Source organism: Curtobacterium sp. AC268, from assembly GCF_979258745.1.
Genome location: NZ_OZ409878.1, coordinates 2,262,598 through 2,279,303, shown reverse-complemented (window position 1 = coordinate 2,279,303; position 16,706 = coordinate 2,262,598). Strand labels below are relative to the sequence as shown.

General features: G+C 72.3%; 15 protein-coding genes and 1 tRNA gene. 10 read left to right on the top strand and 6 right to left on the bottom strand.

Annotated elements, in window-relative coordinates; all coding sequences use genetic code 11:
• From ACZZ9K_RS10860 to ACZZ9K_RS10830, 7 genes are all read left to right on the top strand, one after another.
• Positions 1-1,365 carry an NAD(P)/FAD-dependent oxidoreductase gene (locus ACZZ9K_RS10860; protein ID WP_463444031.1) on the top strand — a complete coding sequence of 455 codons (1,365 nt, stop codon included), beginning with the start codon at positions 1-3 and terminating at the stop codon, positions 1,363-1,365.
• Positions 1,365-2,708 (top strand): flavin monoamine oxidase family protein, encoded by a 1,344-nt coding sequence (locus tag ACZZ9K_RS10855; RefSeq protein ID WP_463444030.1) that lies wholly within the window; start codon positions 1,365-1,367, stop codon positions 2,706-2,708. The genes ACZZ9K_RS10860 and ACZZ9K_RS10855 overlap by 1 nt, the downstream gene beginning before the upstream one ends.
• A 40-nt stretch (positions 2,709-2,748) precedes the next feature.
• Positions 2,749-3,402, top strand: a complete 654-nt coding sequence (locus ACZZ9K_RS10850; protein WP_182064159.1) for a DUF1345 domain-containing protein — start codon at positions 2,749-2,751, stop codon at positions 3,400-3,402.
• Positions 3,403-3,441: 39 nt separating this feature from the next.
• Positions 3,442-4,476 carry a nitrilase-related carbon-nitrogen hydrolase gene (locus tag ACZZ9K_RS10845; protein WP_463444029.1) on the top strand — a complete coding sequence of 345 codons (1,035 nt, stop codon included), beginning with the start codon at positions 3,442-3,444 and terminating at the stop codon, positions 4,474-4,476.
• The gene (locus tag ACZZ9K_RS10840; protein ID WP_463444028.1) at positions 4,473-5,483 is read left to right on the top strand and encodes an agmatine deiminase family protein; all 1,011 of its coding nucleotides are present in this window, start codon (positions 4,473-4,475) and stop codon (positions 5,481-5,483) included. Before ACZZ9K_RS10845 ends, ACZZ9K_RS10840 begins: the two co-directional genes overlap by 4 nt.
• Before the next feature lie 133 nt (positions 5,484-5,616).
• Positions 5,617-7,029 (top strand): APC family permease, encoded by a 1,413-nt coding sequence (locus ACZZ9K_RS10835; protein WP_051597034.1) that lies wholly within the window; start codon positions 5,617-5,619, stop codon positions 7,027-7,029.
• A gap of 21 nt (positions 7,030-7,050) precedes the next feature.
• Entirely contained in the window at positions 7,051-8,418 is a 1,368-nt protein-coding gene (locus ACZZ9K_RS10830; protein ID WP_463444027.1) for an NAD-dependent succinate-semialdehyde dehydrogenase, read from the top strand.
• 79 nt (positions 8,419-8,497) lie between these two features.
• Here the strand turns inward: ACZZ9K_RS10830 and ACZZ9K_RS10825 are convergent, their stop codons facing one another.
• The 4 genes from ACZZ9K_RS10825 to gabT form a co-directional block, all read right to left on the bottom strand.
• The gene (locus ACZZ9K_RS10825) at positions 8,498-8,656 is read right to left on the bottom strand and encodes a hypothetical protein (RefSeq protein WP_155896911.1); all 159 of its coding nucleotides are present in this window, start codon (positions 8,654-8,656) and stop codon (positions 8,498-8,500) included.
• 60 nt (positions 8,657-8,716) lie between these two features.
• Positions 8,717-10,087 carry a flavin monoamine oxidase family protein gene (locus ACZZ9K_RS10820; protein ID WP_463444026.1) on the bottom strand — a complete coding sequence of 457 codons (1,371 nt, stop codon included), beginning with the start codon at positions 10,085-10,087 and terminating at the stop codon, positions 8,717-8,719.
• The gene (locus ACZZ9K_RS10815) at positions 10,084-11,571 is read right to left on the bottom strand and encodes an NAD-dependent succinate-semialdehyde dehydrogenase (protein WP_463444752.1); all 1,488 of its coding nucleotides are present in this window, start codon (positions 11,569-11,571) and stop codon (positions 10,084-10,086) included. Before ACZZ9K_RS10815 ends, ACZZ9K_RS10820 begins: the two co-directional genes overlap by 4 nt.
• 68 nt (positions 11,572-11,639) lie before the next feature.
• Positions 11,640-13,001, bottom strand: a complete 1,362-nt coding sequence (gabT, locus tag ACZZ9K_RS10810; RefSeq protein ID WP_214526534.1) for a 4-aminobutyrate--2-oxoglutarate transaminase — start codon at positions 12,999-13,001, stop codon at positions 11,640-11,642.
• Between the two features lie 92 nt (positions 13,002-13,093).
• Here gabT and ACZZ9K_RS10805 point away from each other — a divergent pair, with 92 nt between their 5' ends.
• Positions 13,094-14,629, top strand: coding sequence for a PucR family transcriptional regulator (locus ACZZ9K_RS10805; protein WP_463444025.1), 1,536 nt, complete (start codon positions 13,094-13,096; stop codon positions 14,627-14,629).
• Positions 14,630-14,649: 20 nt separating this feature from the next.
• Complete coding sequence (locus tag ACZZ9K_RS10800) at positions 14,650-15,267, top strand: TetR/AcrR family transcriptional regulator (protein ID WP_463444024.1); 618 nt, start codon at positions 14,650-14,652, stop codon at positions 15,265-15,267.
• Here the strand turns inward: ACZZ9K_RS10800 and ACZZ9K_RS10795 are convergent.
• A complete protein-coding gene (locus ACZZ9K_RS10795) occupies positions 15,250-15,936 on the bottom strand; it encodes an NUDIX domain-containing protein (RefSeq protein ID WP_463444023.1) in 687 nt (228 codons plus the stop codon). The genes ACZZ9K_RS10800 and ACZZ9K_RS10795 overlap by 18 nt on opposite strands.
• Before the next feature lie 90 nt (positions 15,937-16,026).
• Here ACZZ9K_RS10795 and ACZZ9K_RS10790 point away from each other — a divergent pair, with 90 nt between their 5' ends.
• A complete protein-coding gene (locus ACZZ9K_RS10790) occupies positions 16,027-16,506 on the top strand; it encodes a hypothetical protein (protein ID WP_463444022.1) in 480 nt (159 codons plus the stop codon).
• A 76-nt stretch (positions 16,507-16,582) separates the two neighbouring features.
• On the opposite strand, the gene ACZZ9K_RS10785 is transcribed toward ACZZ9K_RS10790, so the two are convergent.
• Positions 16,583-16,670 (bottom strand) — tRNA-Leu (locus ACZZ9K_RS10785).
• Between the last annotated feature and the right edge of the window lie 36 nt (positions 16,671-16,706).

Sequence of the window (16,706 nt, the reverse complement as noted above, 5' to 3'; positions counted from 1 at the left end):
GTGGGCGGCTACCGGGGCGTCTCGTTCTGGCTCGACCAGCTCGCGTCCACCGGACGCGACGACCTGACGCCCCGGCCGCCGCTCGACGGCGACACGACGGCCGACGTCGCGATCGTGGGCGGTGGACTGACGGGTCTCTGGACCGCGTGGTACCTGCACCGAGCCGACCCGGGCCTCCAGATCGTCGTCCTGGAACGCGAGATCGCCGGCTTCGGCGCGTCCGGTCGGAACGGCGGCTGGTGCTCGGCGCTGTTCCCGCGGTCCGCCTCCGCGATCGCCGAGGAGCACGGGCGCGACGCCGCGCTGGCGCTGCGGGCCGCCATGCGCGACACCGTCGACGAGGTCGGCCGCGCCGCGGCCGAAGCCGAGGTCGACTGCGACTACGTGAAGGGCGGGACCGTCCTCTACGCACGCTCCGCCGTGCAGGAACGCGCCGCCCACGACGAGGTCGCGTCCTCCGCGGCATGGGGCGACGACATGACGTGGCGGCCCGCCCGAGCGGGCGACGCCGCCGGATCGGCGGGGGTCGCGTGGACCCCGGACTGCGCGCGCGTGCAGCCCGCCGCGTTGGTACGTGGCCTCGCGGCAGCCCTGGAGGCCCGTGGCGTCCGGATCGCGGAGCACACGCCCGTCTCGTCCTGGGATCGCGGGCGTGTGGTCACCTCGCGCGGCACCGTCACGGCGGGCGCCGTGGTGATCGCGGTCGAGGGCTACGGCGCCCAGCTGGAGCAGACGAAGCGGCGGATCCTGCCGCTGTACTCGCTCATGATCGCGACGGCCCCGCTGCCGGCGTCCGCGTGGGAGCGCATCGGGCTCGAGCACGGGCAGACGTTCTCCGACTACCGGCACCTGCTCGTGTACGGGCAGCGCACGGCCGACGACCGGCTGGCGTTCGGCGGCCGCGGAGCCCGGTACCACTGGGGATCGGCGATCACGCCCGGGTACGACCGGGTGCCGCGGGTGTTCGAGCACCTGCGGAGGGCCCTGGTCGACCTGTTCCCCGTCGTCGCGGACGCCCCGGTCACGCACACGTGGGGCGGACCGCTCGGGGTGCCGCGTGACTGGTGCGCCTCGGTGACCTGGGACGGCCACGTCGGCAGCGCCGGCGGGTACGTCGGTGACGGTCTGTCGACGACGAACCTGGCCGGACGGACCCTCGCCGACCTCGTGCGCGGGGAGTCGACAGCACTGACCGCGCTGCCGTGGGTGAACCACCGATCGCCCGACTGGGAGCCCGAGCCGCTGCGGTTCCTCGGGGCGAACGCGGGACTCGTCGCGACCGACCTTGCCGACCGCGAAGAGGCGCTGACCGGGCGGCCGAGTCTGGCGGCCCGGCTGATGGCACCGCTGACCGGAGGACACTGATGGCTGCTGGTCTCGACGCCGACGTGGTGGTCGTCGGGGCGGGGGTCGCCGGACTCGCCGCCGCCCGGGCGGTCGCACTCGGCGGGCAGCGGGTCGTCGTGCTCGAGGCCCGCGACCGGATCGGCGGGCGCACCTGGACCGATTCGTCGATCGGGGTTCCGGTCGACCTCGGCGCCTCGTGGATCCACGGGGTCGACGGCAACCCGCTCTGGGCCCTGGCGTCGGCGTTCGGCATCGACACCGTGGAGTTCACGGTCGGCAGCTTCCAGTTCGACGGCCGGCCGATCGCGTGGCACGACCCGTCCGGCGCCGCACTCTCCGCCGAGGACACGTCGGCGTTCGTGGCGGACCTGCACACCGTCGACGCGGCCCTCGACGCCGTCGTCGCGCAAGCGCCCCCGCCCTCGACCTACGCGGCCGCCGTCGACACCGTGCTGCGGTCGCTGCAGTGGCAGGGCGACCGGGCCGCACGGGTCCGCGAGTACACGGCCCACCGCTCCGAGGACCTCTGCGGGGCCCCCGTGACCGTCCTCGACGCGCACGGCCTCGACGAGGAGCACGTCCCCGGCGACGAGGTGGTGTTCCCCGGCGGCTACGCCCAGTACGCCCGCGCGCTGGCCGAGGGTCTCGACGTCCGGCTGTCGTCGGTCGTGCGGTCGGTGACCCAGGCCGACGACTCGGTGACGGTGGGGCTCACCGACGGCACCGCCGTGGTCGCCCGGCAGGTCGTCGTCACGGTGCCGCTCGGGGTGCTGCAGGCCGGCGACGTGGTGTTCGATCCACCCCTGTCCACGCCGGTGACCGGAGCGCTCGACCGGCTCGGGATGGGCACCTACGACAAGGTGTTCCTGCGGTTCCCGTCACGGTTCTGGGGCGACTCGTGGGTGGTCCGGCAGCAGGGGTCCGCCGGGGTCGACTGGCACTCCTGGTACGACATGTCCCGGGTGACCGGTGCGCCGGTGCTCGCCGCCCTGGTCGGTGGTGCCGGAGCCCGTCGGCTCGAGACCCTGCCGGACGCCATGGTCGTCGACGAGGGGGTGGTGGCGCTGCGGAAGATGTTCGGCGCGTCGGTCCCCCGGCCCGAGGCGTTCCGGATCACCCGGTGGGCCGAGGACCCGTTCTCGCGGGGCTCGTACTCGTACCTGCACGTCGGGGCGTCACCCGACGACCACGACCTGCTCGGCACCCCGTCCGGCCGGGTGCAGCTCGCCGGCGAGGCCACCTGGAGCGACGACCCGGCGACGGTGCACGGTGCGCTGCTGTCCGGGCTGCGCGCGGCCGGGCGGTTGCTCGGCACCCAGGTCGAGCCGCTCTCGCTCGCCGACCCGCTGTCCACGCCCTGAGCGCACCCCCGCCGGTGTCGGCCCGTGCGACACTCGCTCCGTGACCCCGACGAGGACCCGACCGAGACACGAACACCGGGCACCGGTCGCCGTCGCGGTCCTGGTGAACCTGGCGCTGAGCCTGTTCCTGCCGGACGAGGTGCTGTTCTTCCCGTCGTGGGTGGTGCCCGTCCTGGGCGTCCTGCTGCTCGCCCCGCTCATCGTGTTCAACCCGCGGCGTCTGACGCGCGAGACCACCTGGTCACGGTGGCTGTCGTTCGCGCTCGCGGCCCTGCTCACCGTCGCCAGCCAGCTCACCGTCATCCGGACCATCACCGAGCTGCTCGGCGGGCACGCGGACGGTGCGGCCGTGCTGCTCACCGCGCTGCAGGTCTGGGTGAGCACGATCATCGTGTTCGGGCTCGTCTACTGGGAGCTCGACCGCGGGGGTCCGGTGGCACGGCGTCGCCCCGAGCTGTGGGCGAGTGCCGAGGCGGACTTCCAGTTCCCGCAGGAGACCGACCCGAAGACCGCGGACTGGCGGCCGGTCTACCTCGACTACCTCTACGTGGCGATGACGAACATGATGGCGTTCAGCCCGACGGACACGATGCCGATGACCGTCCGGGCGAAGATGATCATGGCCTACCAGGCGCTCAGCGGGTTCATCCTGCTGGCGCTGGTCATCTCGCGCGCGGTCAACATCATCAGCTGAAGGCCTTGCGGTAGTTGATCGTGTGATCAACAATGGCGCATGGACGTCGTCACCGCACCCTCGCTCCCGTCGCCGCTGCACGCCGACACCGGCGCACCCCGCCGGTCCCTCCGCATCGCCCTCGTGCAGATGCAGTGGCTCCCCGACCCGGACGAGCACCGGGCCCAGCTCGCCGACGGCATCGCGACCGCCGCAGCGCACGGAGCCACCGCGGTGTTCCTGCCCGAACTGACGCTGCGCCGCTACCCGGGCGACACCCCGGCGAGCGGGACCCCGAAGGACCTCGCCGAGTCGCTGCAGGACGGTCCGACCGTCACCTTCGCCCGTGCCCGGGCGATCCAGCACGGGGTGTTCGTGCACGCCTCCCTGTACGAGCGGCCGGACGACGACGACCAGCCCGACGACCCGCGCGGGTACAACACGGCGATCCTCGTCGCGCCCGACGGCACCCTGGTCGGCCGGACCCGGAAGACCCACATCCCGATCAGCGCCGGCTACCACGAGGACACGTACTTCCGCCCGGGGACGGACGACGACGCCTTCCCGGTGTACGAGCCCGCCGGACTCGGCGTGCGCCTCGGGCTGCCGACGTGCTGGGACGAGTGGTTCCCCGAGGTCGCCCGTTCCTACGGCCTCGCCGGGTCCGAGGTGCTCGTGTACCCGACGGCGATCGGCTCCGAACCGACCTTCCCCGACTTCGACACCGCGCCGATCTGGCAGCGGGTGATCGTGGCGAACGGCATCACCGCCGGGCAGTTCATGGTCGTGCCGAACCGGTGGGGTGACGAGGGCGACATCACGTTCTACGGCTCGTCCTTCATCTCGGACCCGTTCGGCCGCGTGCTCGTCGAGGCTCCCCGTGACGCGAGCGTGGTGCTCGTCGCCGACCTCGACCTCGACGCCCGGACGGAGTGGCTCCGGCTGTTCCCCTTCTACCTGACCCGGCGCCCCGACCTGTACGCCGGGCTCGTCGACCCCGTCGACGAGGAACGCCACGCGTACGGCGCACGCGACGCGATCGACGCGGCCCTGGCCGTGGAACCGGCCACCGCCGGGCGCGGGGCGCGCGCATGACGTGGGTGATGCCTCCCGAGACGGCTCCGCAGGAACGCACCTGGATGGCGTTCCCGCGCCCCGGCCTGACGCTCGGCGACGACGCGGCGAGTGCCGAGGCCGCGCGCACGGCGTGGGCGACCACGGCCAACACGATCAGCGAGCACCAGCCGGTGACCGTCGTCGTGGACCCGGTCGCCCGCGCGGATGCCGGTCGCCTGCTGTCGTCCGGCGTGGACGTGCTCGAGGCGCCCCTCGACGACTTCTGGATGCGCGACATCGGTCCGACGTTCGTCGTCGACGACGTGACCGGTGCGCTCGGCGCCGTCGACTGGGTCTTCAACGGCTGGGGTGCGAACCCGTGGTCGACGTGGACCCGTGACGCCGAGGTCGCCGCGACGGTCGCCCGTGCTGCGGGAGCCACACGGATCCCGTCGTTGCTCGTCAACGAGGGCGGGGCGATCCACGTCGACGGCGCCGGCACCGTGCTCGTGACGGAGACGGTGCAGCTCGACCCGCGCCGGAACCCGTCCGCCGACCGGGAGCGCGTCGAGCTGGAGCTGGCGCGCACGATCGGCGCCACACGGGTGATCTGGCTGCCCCGCGGTCTGACGCGCGACTACGACGGCTTCGGCACCCGGGGGCACGTCGACATGGTGGCGACCTTCGCCCAACCGGGCACGGTCCTGCTGCACGCCCAGCCGGATGCGGGCCACCCGGACCACCTGGTCATGCCCCAGATCCGACGTGCGCTCGAGCAGGCGACCGACGCGACGATCATCGAGTTGCCCGCCCCCTCGACGCTGTCGGACGACGGTGGACCGGTGGACTGGAACTACGTGAACCACGTCGTGGTGAACGGTGCCGTGATCGCCTGCGCGTTCGGCGACCCGGTCGCTGACGACCGCGCCAGGGGCATCCTCGCCGAGGCGTACCCGGGCCGACGGGTCCGCTCGATCGACGCGCGACAGGTGTTCGCGCGCGGCGGCGGGCTGCACTGCATCACGCAGCAGCAACCGGTGGCCTGAACCACTGCCGCGGTGTACAGCGGGTGCCGATCACCTGTACACCGCGGCCGGTCCGCCCACTGCCGACCCGTCGGTATGGTGCTCCGAACTGATCCGGGCGACGCTGCCCGGCCCCGAAGAGCAGGGAAGTCACATGGCATCACCGATCGCGGTCACCGCGCCGGCAGCACCGGTGCGCGGCGGGTCGCTGAAGCGGAGCCTCGGGCTCTGGGCGATCGTCGGACTCGGCCTCGGCTACATGACCCCGACGGTCGTGTTCGACACCTTCGGCATCGTCTCCGGGCAGACCGACGGCGCGGTGCCGAGCGCGTACCTCATCGCCCTCGTCATCATGGCGCTCACCGCGATCAGCTACGGGAAGATGGTGCGCGTCTACCCCGCGGCCGGTTCCGCGTACACGTACGTCCGGGAGTCGATGCACCCTAACCTCGGCTTCATGGTGGGCTGGGCGTCACTGCTCGACTACCTGCTGCTGCCGATGGTGAACGCCCTGATCATCCGGCTCTACCTGGAGCAGGTGTTCCCAGGGCTGCCCCCGTGGGTGACCGTCGTCGTGTACACGGTGTTCGTGACGACGGTGATCTGCCTGTCGATGCGCGGCACGTCGAACCTCAACATGGTGCTGCTCATCGGTGCGGTCCTGGCGATGATCGCGTTCGTGGTCTTCACCGTCATCGAGCTCACCCACGGTGCCGGTGCGGGCACGATCGTCAGCGCCGAACCCTTCGTCCACGACGGCGTGACGATGTCGGCCCTGCTCACCGGGGCGACGGTGGTCTGCTTCTCGTTCATCGGCTTCGACGCCGTGACGATGTACACGGAAGAGGCGAAGTCCATCCGCATCATGCCGAAGGCGATCATGCTGACCGTCCTGCTCGGCGGTGCGATCTTCCTGGTCTCCGCCTACTTCGCCCAGCTCCGCTTCCCCACCAACGCACCGTTCGGCGAGTTCACCGACGACCCGCTCCCCCAGATCGGCCTGCTCGTCGGCGGTCCGGTGTTCCAGGCGGTCCTGGTGTCGGCCGGGTTCGTCGCCGCACTCGCCTCGGGTCTCGCGTCGCACGCCAGCGTCGCCCGCATGCTCATGGTGATGGGTCGGAACAACGTGCTGCCGAAGCGGGTCTTCGGCTACGTGCACCCCCGCACGCACACCCCGGTGTTCAACGTCGTCTTCGTCGGCGCGGTCACCCTGCTGGCGATGAGCTTCTCGCTCGACACGATCGCGGCCTACATCAACTTCGGCGCGCTCATCGCGTTCACCTTCGTCAACGCCACCGTGATCGTGCACTTCGCGATCCGGAACGGGCGCCGTCACACGGCGGGCGACCGCTGGCGCTACATCGTGCTGCCGGGGGTCGCGATGCTCCTGACCGGGGTGCTCTGGTCACAGCTCCATGCCGACGCCCTGATCGCAGGAGGAGTGTGGGCGGCGATCGGGTTCGTCTACCTGCTCGTCATCACGAAGGGCTTCCGGGTCGCACCGAAGGGCTTCGACGAGAACCAGCCCGTCACCGGTGTGAACAAGCAGCTGACCGACCAGGCCTGACCGCCACCACGAGAGGACGCCATGTACGCCGTCACCGACCCCACCACGGGCACGACCCTCGAGACCTACCCGACCATCACGGACGCCGAGCTGCACGACGCCGTCGCAGCCGCCGACCGCACCCACACCGAGTGGTCTCGGGCGACGACGGTCGCCGACCGTGCGGCCCTGCTCCACCGCGTCGCGGACCTGTACCGGGAGCGGCACGCCGAGCTCGCCGCCACGATCGTGCGCGAGATGGCGAAGCCGATCGACCAGGCCGAGGGCGAGGTCGACTTCTGCGCCGACATCTACGACTACTACGCGGAGCACGCCGAGGCGTTCCTGGCCGACCAGCCGATCACCCTGGCGGACGGGTCCGAGGGGTCCGCGTTCATCCGCAAGGCCTCCATCGGCGTCGTGCTCGGCATCATGCCCTGGAACTTCCCCGCCTACCAGATCGCCCGGTTCGCCGGACCGAACCTGGTCATCGGCAACACCGTCCTGCTGAAGCACGCACCGCAGTGCCCGGAGTCCGCCCTGGCCATCGAGCGGATCTTCCACGATGCCGGCTTCCCGGACGGCGCCTACACGAACGTGTTCGCGACGAACGACCAGGTCGCCGACGTCATCGCCGACCCGCGCGTGCAGGGCGTCTCACTCACCGGTTCGGCGCGCGCCGGTGCCGCGGTCGCCGAGATCGCCGGCCGGAACCTGACGAAGGTGGTGCTCGAACTCGGCGGCTCGGACCCCTTCATCGTGCTGTCCACCGACGACCTGGACGCCGTCGTCGAGTCCGCAGTCACCACCCGGCTCGAGGGCAACGGCCAGGTCTGCAACGCCCCGAAGCGGTTCCTGGTGGTCGACGGCCTGTACGACGAGTTCCTGGCGAAGTTCACCGCGGCGATGTCGGCGGTCGAACCGACCGATCCGAGCGTGCCCGGTGCCGAACTCGGCCCGTTGTCGTCACCAGCCGCGGCCGACCGGCTGCAGGAGCAGCTCGCTGCCGCCGTCGAGCAGGGTACGACCGTCGTCACGGGCGGCGACCGCCAGGGCAACGCCTTCCTGCCGACGATCCTGACCGACGTCACACCGGACAACGACGCCTACCGCGAGGAGTTCTTCGGCCCCGTCGCCGCCGTGTACCGCGTCGCCGACGAGGACGAGGCGATCGCCCTGGCCAACGACACCCCGTACGGCCTCGGCTCGTACCTGTTCACCACCGACGCCGACCAGGCACTCCGGGTCGCCGACCGGATCGAGGCCGGCATGGTCTACGTGAACATCGTCGGCGCGGACAGCCCGGAGCTGCCGTTCGGTGGCGTCAAGGGCAGCGGCTTCGGCCGCGAGCTCGGCCCCCTGGGGGCCGACGAGTTCGTGAACAAGAAGCTGATCCGCATCGGCTCCTGACGCGCTGGACCCGGGTGACGGACGGACGGGAGGCACGGTGCCAGCTGGCACCGTGCCTCCCGTCCGTCGTCGGTCGCCGCTACTGCTGCGGGTCGGCGGGCTCGCCGCCGGAGTCCGTGTCGCTGTCCTGCTGCGGGTCCTCCGTCGCGTCGCCCGTGGGCGACCCGTCCGGCAGGTCCTCGGTGTACTGCTCCTGGTCCTTGGTGGGGTCGCTGGACCCGTTCGCTGCGTCACTCATGGCCCGGACGGTACGCGTCGGCGCCTGGACGGGGCACCCAGACGTAACCGGCCCAGGTAATTACCGTGCCGCAGTGGGCTGTGGAACGACCGCCAGGATCTCCTCGGCGACCTCGCGTCCGATGCGCACCGCGCCGTCGACGTGCTGGTACCCCTGCCCAGCCAGGTCGCTCGAGGCGAACCGGATCGGACCGACCGCGGCGCGCTGGTCGGCGCCGTAGCGGACGAGCCCGCCCAGGTCGAAGCTCGCCGCGTAGGCGCCGCGCGTCCACTCCTCGGTGCCCCAGTCGCTCTCGTAGTAGACGACCGGCGACAGGGCCTCGTCGCCGTAGTAGTGCGCCAGCGAGGCGAGCACACGGGCCCGCCGTTCCTCGGTCGACAGCGCGAACAGGTCGTCCGCGTGCTGGTCGGAGACGAAGCCGACCAGGGTCCCCTGCTCGGAACCGTGCGAGGTGTTGTCGTACGCCTCGTGCACGACCTCGTACGGGCTGAACGCGGTGCCGGACAGGCCCGCCGCACGCCAGAACGGACGGTCGTAGACGGCGTGCACCTTGATCACGAAGCCCATCGACAGGTGCTGGTGCAGCTGGTGCTGGCGTCGGGGCAGCGGCGGTTCGTACGAGATCCGTGAGTACAGGGGCGGCGGGACCGCGACGAGGGCCTGTCGGGCGTGCACCTCGATGCCGCCGTCGGCGAGCGCGACGACCCCGTCGTCGCCCCACCGCAGCGTCCGGACCGGGGCGTTCAGGTGGACGTCGTCGCCGAGGCGCTCGGCGAGCCGCTCGGACACCTGCTGCATGCCGCCGACGACCCGCTTGTCGAGGATGAAGTCGGCGTCGACCAGGTTGGTGAAGCTCCCGGCGGACGCCGCCATCAGCAGGGCCTGCAGCGCCGAGAACGCGTGCGCGGGCTTCGTGAGCATGGCGCCGGCGATGAACAGCTCGACGTTGTCGCTCGCGACCCGGTCCGGGCTCAGGTCGTGCAGCCAGGCGCGGAACGAGACCTCGTCGAGGGCGGCCGCGTCCGGGGTCTCCCAGGGGCGGGCGGGGTCGACCTTCGCGACGTACTCGTCGACGACGGCGACGAGGCGTTCGATCTCGTTCGCCGTGGCCTCGGGCAGGGGGAAGATGTCGCCGGTGTACTCGGTCCGGGTGCCGTCGGCGTCGACGTAGACGCTGGAGCCCTCGCGGTACCGGTCGTACGTCTGCAGGCCGAGCTCGTCGAGGGTCTCGAGCAGTGCGGTCTGGTCGGGCGAGACCCACTGCCCGCCGATCTCCAGGGTCACCCCGTCGATGTCGTTCGTCCAGGTGCGGCCCCCCACGCGGTCGCGGGCCTCGAGCACGGCGACCCGCAGGCCGGCGGCCCGCAGGCGGTTCGCGGCGGTGAGACCGGCGACACCGGCTCCGATGACGACGACGTCCTTCTCGATCATCGAGCTGCTCCCTGTGCGGTCGTGGTGCTGTCGGTGTACCGGAACGGGTCCGGGGTGAGCGTGTACATGGTCTCGAGGTACTCGGCGATGCCCTCGCCGCCGCCCTCGCGACCGAGGCCGGACTGCTTCACGCCGCCGAACGGGGCCGAGGCGTTCGACACGACCCCGGTGTTCAGCCCCAGCATGCCGGTCTCGAGCCGCTCCATCAGGCGCTGCCCGCGTGCCGGGTCCTCGGTGAACGCGTAGCCGACCAGACCGTACTCGGTGTCGTTCGCGGCGGCCACGGCCTCGTCCTCGGAGCGGAACGTGCGGATCGCGAGCACCGGCCCGAAGATCTCGTCGTCGAGGATCGCGCTGCCGGGTCGCACGTCGGTCAGGACGGTCGGTGCGTAGAAGGTGCCGGGCCCGTCGACCGGGTGTCCGCCGGTCCGGAGCGTCGCCCCGCGCTCGACCGCGTCGGTGACCAGGCGGTGCGCCTTGTCCACGGCTCGGGCGTCGATGAGCGGCCCGATGGCCACGCCGTCCTCGGTCCCCCGGCCGACCCGCATCGCGGCGACCCGCTCGGTGACCCGGCGGGTGAACTCGTCGGCGACGTCCTCGTGCACCAGGAACCGGTTCGCGGCGGTGCAGGCCTGGCCGGTGTTCCGGAACTTCGCGGCGAGCGCGCCCTCCACCGCCAGGTCGAGGTCGGCGTCGGCGAACACCAGGAACGGTGCGTTGCCCCCGAGCTCCATGCTCGTCCGGAGCACGTTCTGCGCCGCCTGGCCGAGCAGTGTGCGTCCGACCGGCGTGGAACCGGTGAAGGACAGCTTGCGCAGGCGGCGGTCGGCGATCACGGGCGCGGAGACTTCGGCGGCCCGGGTGGTCGGGACGACGTTGACGACGCCGGCGGGCACACCGGCCTCGACGAGCAGGTCGGCGAACAGCAGGGTGGTCAGCGGCGTCAGTTCGGCCGGCTTCACGACGACGGTGCAGCCGGCGGCGAGCGCCGGTGCGATCTTGCGGGTCGCCATCGCCAACGGGAAGTTCCACGGCGTGATCAGGAACGCGGGTCCGACGGGCTTGTGCGAGACGGTGGCGCGGCCGGTCCCCTCGGGGTTGGTGCCGTACGAACCGCCGATCCGGACCGCTTCCTCCGAGAACCAGCGGAGGAACTCGCCGCCGTACGCGACCTCGCCGCGGGCCTCGGCCAGGGGCTTGCCCATCTCCAGCGTCATCAGGAGCGCGAACTCCTCGCGTCGCTCCTGCAGCAGGTCGAAGGCGCGGCGCAGCACCTCGGCGCGCTGCCGCGGGGGAGTGGTCGCCCAGCCGTGCCGTGCGGCGACGGCGGCGTCGAGCGCCTTCCGGCCGTCCTCGGGCGAGGCGTCGGCGATGTGCAGGAGTGTTTCGCCGGTCGCAGGGTCGACGACGGCGAAGGTGCCGCCGTCGGCCGCCGGCTGCCAGACACCGTCGACCAGGAGGCCCGTGGGGACGCGGTCGAGCACCGCCTGTTCGGCGGCTGGTCCGGTGGCGTCGGGGACGCTGGGCCACGCTGTGGCGGGGATCGTCGCGCTCACGACGCGGCCAGCCCGTCGAGGACGACGGTCAGGCCGTCGCGGAGCAGGTCGTCGTCGATCGACAGCGGCGGCAGGAAGCGCACGACGTTGCCGTACGTGCCGGCCGTGAGGGCGATGACGCCGTGCTCGAACGCGTGCTGCACCACCCGTCCGGTGAGCCCGGGGTCGGGATCACCGGTGGCCGGGTCGACGAGCTCCATCGCGACCATCGCACCGCGGCCGCGGACGTCGCCGATGCGGGGGTCGTCGGCCTGCGCGCTGCGCAGGGCGTCGAGCAGGACCGTGCCGATCGCCCCGGCGCGCTCGACGAGTCCGTCGTGCTCGAAGGCGTCGATGGCCGCGAGGGCTGCAGCGCAGGCGATCGGGTTGCCGCCGTACGTCCCGCCGAGGCCGCCGACGTGGGCGGAGTCCATGATCGCCGCACGCCCGGTCACACCGGACAACGGCAGTCCGCCGGCCATGCCCTTCGCGGTCGTGACGACGTCGGGCACGATCCCCTCGTGCTCGCTGGCGAACATCGCGCCGGTGCGGGCGAACCCGGTCTGCACCTCGTCGGCGATGAACACGACGCCGTTGGCGGTGGCCCACTCGGACAGTGCGGTGAGGAAACCCGGTGCCGGGACGACGAAGCCGCCCTCGCCCTGGATCGGTTCGATCAGGACCGCGGCGGTGTTCAGAGCCCCGACCTGCTTCTCGATCTGGCTGATCGCACGCTTCGCCGCCTCGGGCCCCGACAGCCCGTCGTGGAACGGGTACGACATCGGGACGCGGTAGACCTCGGGTGCGAACGGTCCGAAGCCGTTCTTGTAGGGCTGGTTCTTCGCGGTCAGCGCCATCGTCAGGTTCGTGCGGCCGTGGTAGGCGTGGTCGAAGACGACGACGGCCTGCCGACCGGTGTGCTTCCGGGCGATCTTGACGGCGTTCTCGACGGCCTCGGCCCCGGAGTTGAACAGCGCCGTCCGCTTCTCGTGGTCGCCGGGGGTCAGACGGTTGAGTGCCTCGGCGACGGCGACGTACCCGTCGTAGGCGGCGATGGTGAAGCACGTGTGCGTGAAGGCGGCGACCTGCTCGGTGACCGCAGCGACCACACCGGGGTGGGCGTTGCCGACCGACGTCACGGCGATCCCGGACCCGAGGTCGACGAACGAGTTGCCGTCGGCGTCGACCACGACGCCGCCACCGGCCGCGACGACGGCGATGGGCACGGCCACACCGACGCCGGCCGCGACGGCACCGGCCTTCCGGGCGAGCAGCTCCTGCGATCGCGGGCCGGGGACGGCGGTGACGAGCCGTCGTTCCTGGGGCAGCGACGGGCCGCCGGTGGTCGCTCGGGTCGCGGACGCTGCGGTGGAGGACATGCCGCGATGGTAGGAGCCACCACCGCGCACTCGTACTGTCCACGGCGTACATCGGCCCCCGGCCAGATCGACCCGGTGGATAGGGTGACCGCATGCCCGCAACGCTGCGCTCCCTGCTGCACCGGCGTGAACTCCACCTGCGCCCGCTCACCGACGCGGACGAGCACGCCCTCGATGCCCCGCTGTCCTGGCTGCACAGCTCGGACCTCGAGGACCCGACGCCGTTCCTCGCCGAGGGACAGGGACTGCTCACGACCGGCACCCAGTTCGGTGCCGAGGCCGAGGTGCGCGACGACGTCGCCGAGGCCTACGTCCGGCGGCTCGTGGACGGCGGTGTCGTGGCGCTCGGGTTCGGCACCGAGGTGGTCCGGGCTGGCACCCCCGACGCCCTGGTCGCCGCCTGCGCCCGGAACGGACTGCCGCTGTTCGAGGTGCCCTACGAGACCTCCTTCATCGCGGTCGCGCAGGCCAACGCCGAAGCGGTCGCACGGGACGCCAACGCACGCGGTGCCTGGGCCCTCGCCGCGCAACGGGCCATCTCGCTCGCCGCGATGCGACCGGACGGACTCGGCGCGACCATCGCCGAGCTGTCCCGGCAGCTCGACGGGTGGGTCGGCCTGTTCGACGTCTCCGGGCGGCTCGACCGCGGACACCCCGCCGACGGGCTGCCCGCTGCCGACCTCGACCTCCTGCGGACCGAAGCGCTGCGGCTGCTGCGCTCCGGGCAGCGGGCGAGCCTGCCGGTCGCCACCGTCCGGGGCGTCGGGTACACCCTGCAGACGCTCGGCAGCGGCGGACATCTGAGCGGCGTGCTCGCGATCGCGAACGGCGGAGCCCTCGACCGGGCCGGACGCGAGGTCGTCACGGCCGTGATCGCCCTGGCCGGCCTCGCCCTGCAGCAGAACCGCGAGCTCGCCCGTGCCCGGGGGCTCCTGCGGACCGGGCTCCTCACGATGCTGTCCGTCGGCGAACCCGAGGTGGTGCAGGCGACGTCCCGCGAGGTGTGGGGGCCGCTGCCCACCGAACCCGTCCGGATCGCGGCCGTCGACGTCCCCGACCACGACCTCGACACCGTGGTGGACCTGCTCGAACTGTGGGTGCAGGACCGTCCGGGGCACCTGTTCTTCGCGGTCGACGACGCCCTGTTCCTCTGCGTGAACGCGGACGACACCGGGATCGTCGGTGCACTCGTCGACCGCTTCGACCTGCGCGCCGGCCTGTCCGACGGCGCCGCCTACCGGTCGTTCGGACGCGCCCGCACCGAGGCCGTGCAGGCACTCGACCGACGCCGTGAAGGACGCCCGGGCACCACCGAGTTCGGCGACCTCGCCCGAGAGGGGGTGCTCGCCCACCTCGCCCACGTCGACGTGGACGCCGGTGCCGTCGCCCGCGCGTTCCTCGCGCCGCTGCTCGACCACGACCGCACGGCCGGCACCGAGCTCACGGGCACCGTCCGGACCTGGCTGCAGGAGAACTGCGAGTACGACCGCACCGCACGGGTCCTCCGCATCCACCGGCACACCGCCCGCGCCCGGGTGGAGCACGCCGGTCGGCTCCTCGACCGTGACCTCTCCGTCTTCTCGACCCGGGCCGACCTCTGGGCAGCCTTCGTGGTCGAGGGCGCGTGACGCGCGGATACGGTGGGTCGATGCCGTCGACACCGGCCCGCCGGCGCCTGAGCCCGGCCGAACGCGGAGCCCAGATCACGGCGGCCGCCGTCGACCTGGCGCGTGCCGAGGGCCTCGCGGCGGTGACGCTCCGCGGGGTCGCCGCCGTGATCGGGGTCGCGCCCTCGCTCGTCGCCCACTACCGCCCGAGCATGGAGGACCTGGTCGGCGAGACGTTCCGCACCGTCGCGGTCGCCGAGGTCACCGAGGTCCGCGCGATCGTCGCCGCTGCGCCCGACCCCGTCTCCGGCCTCCGCACCCTGCTCGGCTGCATCGCCGATCCCGCGCGCGACGACGTCGCCACCCTGTGGGCCGACGCCTGGAGCATCGGCCGCACGAACGCGGCACTGGCGACCGCGGCACGGGACGTCATGGACGCCTGGCAGCTCCTCGCGACCACGGTCGTCGTCGACGGGGTGCGCGCGGGGGTGCTGCACACCGACGACCCGGACGGCGTCGGACGCCTGCTCTTCGCGCTCGTCGACGCCACCAACGGGTACGCCCTGGTCGACTACCTCGACCGCCCGACCCGCGAGGGCCTGGTCCGCACGACGATCGCTCGAGCGGTGGGTCTGGACGGGTCAGTCCTGTCGGGGTGACACCCGCCCCAGCGCCACCCACTGCAGCAGCATGATCGTCTTGCCGTCGGCGATCCGACCGTCCGCCACCATCGCGAGCGCCTCGTCGAGCTGCACCTCGAGCACCTCGATGTCCTCGCCCTCGTCCTCCACGCCGCCACCGGCCTCGACCCGGTCGGCCGGGGTGTAGGCGCCGAGGTAGAAGTGCACCCGCTCGGTGACCGAACCGGGGCTCATGAACACGTCGCCCAGGTGCTCGAGCGCACCGAGCCGGATGCCGAGCTCCTCGGCCGCTTCACGCCGCACCGCGGTCTCGGGATCGTCCTCGTCGAGCAGTCCCGCCGCGGCCTCGATCAACATGCCGTCCGGGTGTCCGTTCACGTACGCCGGCCACCGGAACTGCCGCGTGAGCAGGACGGTGCCGCGCTCGGCGTCGTACGGCAGGACCGTCGCACCGTTGCCGCGGTCGTAGGTCTCGCGCTGCTGCCGGTCCCACCGACCGTCACGCCGCCGGACGTCGAGGGTCGTGCGACGGAGCACGTGCCAGCCGTTCGACACCACCTCGACGTCCCGCACGACGACGTCGGGGTTGCGGTCGAGGGCACGGCCCACGGCGTCGAGTCCGATGCGACCGCGGTCGTCGGGGACGTCGACACCGGGACGAGGGGCGGTCGTGCGTTCGTCGGTCACCCGGTCACCGTAGCGGGGCACCTCGGCAGGTCTCCGTCCGCTCGGTACGCTCGACGTGCCGCACCAGGGAGCGGCAGAGGGCGGTGCAGCATGACCAGGACGTTCATCCTCCGACGACCGGACCGACCGCAGGTGGTGACCGTGTCCTTCGTGCTGTGGCTGGTGTGGGTGGCGGCCTGCGTCGCGGCCACGGTGCTCCAGTTCTTCGCGACGGACGCCGCGGTCGGTCAGGCACCGGTCCTCGCCGGGATCGTCGCCCTGGCACTCTGGGCCCTCGTGACGTGGGCGGTGTTCCGGATGGCCGCGGGCTCCCGCGTCGCGCGCATCGTGCTCGTCGTCGTCGCGGCCTTCCGCGCGGTCCTGAGCCTCACCGGCGGCGAACTCGCGGTCCTGACGATCGCGCTGTCGGTCGTCGCCGCGGTCCTGCTCTTCCTGCCCAGCGCGCGCCCGTTCTTCGCCTCGCAGCAAGGACGGAGAGCCGACCACGGGTTCGACGTGACCGGCGTGTCGGGGCCGGGCCGTGCCTCCAGGCCGGATGCCGACCACACGACGGACGCCGACCGGGCCTGACAGCCGCGAACCGCGGACGGCTCCGGAGAAACAGGAAAGGCCCCGGATTCCTCCGGGGCCTTTCCTGTTCTTCGCCTGGTGCGCGAGGGGGGGACTTGAACCCCCACGCCGTTTCCAGCACACGGACCTGAACCGTGCGCGTCTACCAATTCCGCCACTCGCGCCAGCCCCGAAACACTACCACGCACAGACGGGTGTCA

Bases quoted from the DNA above. Each gene is read 5' to 3' on its own strand.
- ACZZ9K_RS10855 (WP_463444030.1), top strand. From the start codon at position 1,365: ATGGCTGCTGGTCTCGACGCCGACGTGGTGGTCGTCGGGGCGGGGGTC.
- gabT (WP_214526534.1), bottom strand. From the start codon at position 13,001: ATGTCCTCCACCGCAGCGTCCGCGACCCGAGCGACCACCGGCGGCCCG.
- ACZZ9K_RS10790 (WP_463444022.1), top strand. From the start codon at position 16,027: ATGACCAGGACGTTCATCCTCCGACGACCGGACCGACCGCAGGTGGTG.
- ACZZ9K_RS10800 (WP_463444024.1), top strand. From the start codon at position 14,650: ATGCCGTCGACACCGGCCCGCCGGCGCCTGAGCCCGGCCGAACGCGGA.
- ACZZ9K_RS10840 (WP_463444028.1), top strand. From the start codon at position 4,473: ATGACGTGGGTGATGCCTCCCGAGACGGCTCCGCAGGAACGCACCTGG.
- ACZZ9K_RS10830 (WP_463444027.1), top strand. From the start codon at position 7,051: ATGTACGCCGTCACCGACCCCACCACGGGCACGACCCTCGAGACCTAC.
- ACZZ9K_RS10835 (WP_051597034.1), top strand. From the start codon at position 5,617: ATGGCATCACCGATCGCGGTCACCGCGCCGGCAGCACCGGTGCGCGGC.
- ACZZ9K_RS10825 (WP_155896911.1), bottom strand. From the start codon at position 8,656: ATGAGTGACGCAGCGAACGGGTCCAGCGACCCCACCAAGGACCAGGAG.
- ACZZ9K_RS10805 (WP_463444025.1), top strand. From the start codon at position 13,094: ATGCCCGCAACGCTGCGCTCCCTGCTGCACCGGCGTGAACTCCACCTG.
- ACZZ9K_RS10845 (WP_463444029.1), top strand. From the start codon at position 3,442: ATGGACGTCGTCACCGCACCCTCGCTCCCGTCGCCGCTGCACGCCGAC.
- ACZZ9K_RS10820 (WP_463444026.1), bottom strand. From the start codon at position 10,087: ATGATCGAGAAGGACGTCGTCGTCATCGGAGCCGGTGTCGCCGGTCTC.